Origin of the sequence: Natronomonas sp., from assembly GCF_046710025.1 — an archaeon.
Taxonomy (GTDB): domain Archaea; phylum Halobacteriota; class Halobacteria; order Halobacteriales; family Haloarculaceae; genus Natronomonas.
Window position 1 is genome coordinate 1 of sequence record NZ_JBKEGK010000258.1, and the last position, 3441, is coordinate 3441.

Annotated in this window: 3 protein-coding genes and 1 pseudogene; all 4 read right to left on the bottom strand. The window is 64.8% G+C overall.

What is annotated here, in order from left to right; translation table 11 throughout:
- Positions 1 to 687, bottom strand: a pseudogene (locus ACI944_RS13335) (type II secretion protein); the annotation flags it as partial.
- A 25-nt stretch (positions 688 to 712) separates the two neighbouring features.
- Positions 713 to 1141, bottom strand: a complete 429-nt coding sequence (locus ACI944_RS13340; RefSeq protein WP_411719520.1) for a hypothetical protein — start codon at positions 1139 to 1141, stop codon at positions 713 to 715.
- Complete coding sequence (locus ACI944_RS13345) at positions 1138 to 1599, bottom strand: hypothetical protein (protein WP_411719521.1); 462 nt, start codon at positions 1597 to 1599, stop codon at positions 1138 to 1140. Before ACI944_RS13345 ends, ACI944_RS13340 begins: the two co-directional genes overlap by 4 nt.
- A gap of 69 nt (positions 1600 to 1668) precedes the next feature.
- A complete protein-coding gene (locus ACI944_RS13350; protein ID WP_411719522.1) occupies positions 1669 to 3003 on the bottom strand; it encodes an alkaline phosphatase family protein in 1335 nt (444 codons plus the stop codon).
- Between the last annotated feature and the right edge of the window lie 438 nt (positions 3004 to 3441).

The window sequence follows — 3441 nt, forward strand, 5'->3', positions numbered from 1 at the left end:
GGGATCTGCGACCGACCTGACGGCGCGAGCGGGCGCGCGCTCACCCCCCTCTATCGCGCCACGGGCCAACCGACCGTGCGCCGCCGCGAGCGTTGCGGTGTCCTCGGGGTCGAGGCGGTGTTCGGCGGGCGTGAGATGATACGTCCCCATCTCCGCGCCGTCGTAGCGGCGGACGACCCCGCCCGTGTCGAGTTCGTAACGGTCGCGCAACGTCGCCTGGGACGGGGGGCGCGTAGCGACGCGGGATTTAGCGACCGTCGGGCCGATTTGCGGGCGCAACGCCGTCCGGTAGTCGCTGCCGAGAAAAACAGCCAGCCCGGATTCGGCAACAACATCCGCAACAGGGCCGTCTCGTCCGGCGGCTGCCCGCGCGGCTCCGAGAGGGTCTTCGCGGGTACGATCGGCGAGGGCCTCGTCGTGGAACGACGCAGCGTCAACAAAGCGGCCGGCGGCAACGAGAAAGCCGGCTGCCTCGTCCTCGTAGGCGCGCTCGAACCCGGCTGATCGCGTCCGGACGGACTCGACATCGCGCCGTTCGAGCGCCTCGACGACGGTCCGACGGCAGGCCGGCTCCTCGATGAGCCGTCCGCCGCCCGGACACTCGTCGCTCTCGACGGAGAGGCGGTCGGCCTCGAACGTCGGCTCACAGCGGCATTCGTCCTCCGATGACAGCAGTCGGTCGAACACGGGGGGTCTGGGCGCGTGTTCATATTTAACTCCTTCCCCGATCGATCCGGATTCGAACGGCGGTCTCGCCGTTGGTCCGAACCAACGATAGTCGAACGCGCGTTCGTTCGGTGAGGACCGCCGGGGCGTCGATGCGGATCGGGACCGCAACGTCGACCGTGCTGTCGTGCCCGGTCGGCGATTCCCACCGCAGGCTGCCGTTCGCGATCCGGAGCCGACCGGGGGCGGCGAACGTCGGGTCGGGCGGTTCGATCGTGACGGTCGTCGCGGCCGGGTCCCGGCCCGGCGCGACAGGATCGTTCCCGGCGGCGAGCCGTTCGGCGGCGTCACGCAGGCGTTCGAGTTCCTCGAGCGCGAGCGCGGCGTTTCGCTCCCGGTCTGCGCGCTCGGCGCTCGGCATCACGAGGCCGAAGATCGCGGTGGCCAGCGCGACGGCGAGGACGACGCGGATCACAGCCGCTCGCGGAGCCGTTCGAGGGGTGTTGGACGGTCGTCTATCGTGGACGCCGATCCGGTACGTGACTCGGTCTCCGACTCGGACTCGGAGGCCCGGCCGGGGTCCGAAACGGTGACGGCTCCGCCATCGGTGTCGGGGTCCGACCCGGCTCCATGGTTGGACCGTTCCGGGGCGGTGTTTCGCTCGACAGCCTCGGCCTTCCGGAGGGCGCGGTCGGCCCGCAGTTCGATCTCCTCGTTGACCGCCCGGACCGACCCGACGTATCCGCGCAGCGCCTGTACCGCGGCTTCGAGTTCGGCGACGCGCGACTCCAGTTCATCGAGGCGGTCCGCACGTTCAAGCGGTTTCTCCTCCGAGAGCGCCCGTTCGACGGCCTCGAGTCGCCGCTCAAGTGTCTCACGATCGTGGTCGGTCCCGGTCGGGGCGGGGTCGTGGTCGGCCTCTGTCGGAGGCATACCGTGGGGTGGCTCGCGATCGGTTATGAACTACCGGGCGCGAACGACTCGATTGGGAGAGGAGTCGCCCTACACCAACGAGGCGCCGTCGAACTCCCCGCGGTCGATCCCGATGTCGAGGAGTTCGAGAACTGTCGGCGCGATATCATAGAGGTCTGCGTCATCGATCTTCGCGCCGTCGTCGTCGACGAACAGGCAGGCGTTCTCGAAGCTGTGCATCCCGTTCCGCGGCCCGGTGTCGAACACCGCATCGCCGCCGCGGAAGCCGGACTTGAGATCGAAGCCGTCGTTCGGGATGACGACGAGGTCGGGGGCGATCTCGTCGTGGTCCCCGCGGAAGGCGTCCTCCTTCGTCACGACGCGATCGGCGACGGGGGTCCCCTCCGGCCCTTCGAGCGCCTCCAGATCGCTTTTGAGTTCTTTCCGGGCAGCCTCGTACTCCTCCTCGGGGACGGATCCACGTGGCTCGCGCCCCTCGAGATTGATGTAGAAGCGACCCGGAATAAGCGAGTACGCCCGGGTGTCGTCGGCGATGTCGCCGAGGCTGTCGTGGTCGTCGTTCTTGTATGAGAGCCACCCCTGCTTCTCGAGCCAGATGTTGCACTTGACCTCGTAATCGAGCGACGTGAACCCGTGATCGGAGGCGACGACCATTGTCGTCTCCTCGTCGAGCATTCCGCGCAACTCCCCGAGGTAGCCGTCGAGTTTCGCATAGAACTCGAGGAACTCCTCCTTGTACTCGCCGTCCTCGGCGTAGTGCTTGAACAGGAAGTGGTTCACCCGGTCGGTCGTCATAAAGACGCCGAAAAAGAGGTCCCAGTCGTCGGTCTCAATGTATCGTTTGAACGCCTCGAAGCGGGCATCGAGGGTCTGGTGTGCATCCTCGATAAACGCCTCTTTGTCGTCTTTATGCCCGAGTTTCGCGTTGACGTCGATCTTGTAATCGAGTCCCTCAAGCGTCTCGCGGAGTTCATCGGGGTAGGCCGCCTTTTCCACACCCGGTGAGAGAAAGCCGCTGACCATCCGCTGGATGTCCCGATCCGGGGGGAACGTGACGGGAACGTTCATCACCGTCGACTCCCCGCCGGCGTTGTCGACGCGGGACCACAGCCGCGTCGCCTGGACGTCCTGTCCCATCGGGACGTACGTCTCATAGCTGTCGATTTCGCGATCTTGAAAGCCGTAGACGCCGGTCGATCCCGGGTTCACGCCAGTCGTCAGCGCCGGCCAACATGCGCTCGATTCCGGCGGCACGATCGAGTCGATCTTACCGCCCGACGCGATGGCGTGGAGGTTTTCGAACGTTTCCTCGTTATCGGCGATCAACGAGTACGGTACACCGTCGATACCGAAGAAAGCGACTCGTGGTCCGCTCCCGCCACGGAGCCGATCAAACAGTCCCATACGTCGCTTTCCGAGTGGCGGCTACAATAAGTTTCGTTTCGACCGGCAAACCCGACAGCGGTCGTCGAAACCGGCAATCAAATCCCCTATCGGCGCTGGCTGCACTACTCGTCGTCCGTATCGGGGTCGACGTCAGCCCGCTCGAAGTTCTCCGGAATGACAGTCGGGTGACGCACGCCAAAGCTGTCGGAGTGATCGGTGCTCATACTTAACGTTACGGCATCCAAACACAAGTATCAATCCATAATCATAACGTATCCGCAGTCGAGCGCCGTATTACCGTTGGTAATCTATACCGGAGAATCGAAGTATTAAGAGACGATACGTCGATTATCGCCGGGTATCAAATAGCAAAACGGCCCGTACACGCGTAGCGCCGCTAACGCTCGATGACGCCAGTGTATAACACAGCTGTGCCAAACGGCTCCGGCGATCGAC

What these genes read in the sequence shown, in the direction of transcription:
- ACI944_RS13350 (WP_411719522.1), bottom strand. Translation starts at nt 3,003, where the DNA reads ATGGGACTGTTTGATCGGCTCCGTGGCGGGAGCGGACCACGAGTCGCT.
- ACI944_RS13345 (WP_411719521.1), bottom strand. Translation starts at nt 1,599, where the DNA reads ATGCCTCCGACAGAGGCCGACCACGACCCCGCCCCGACCGGGACCGAC.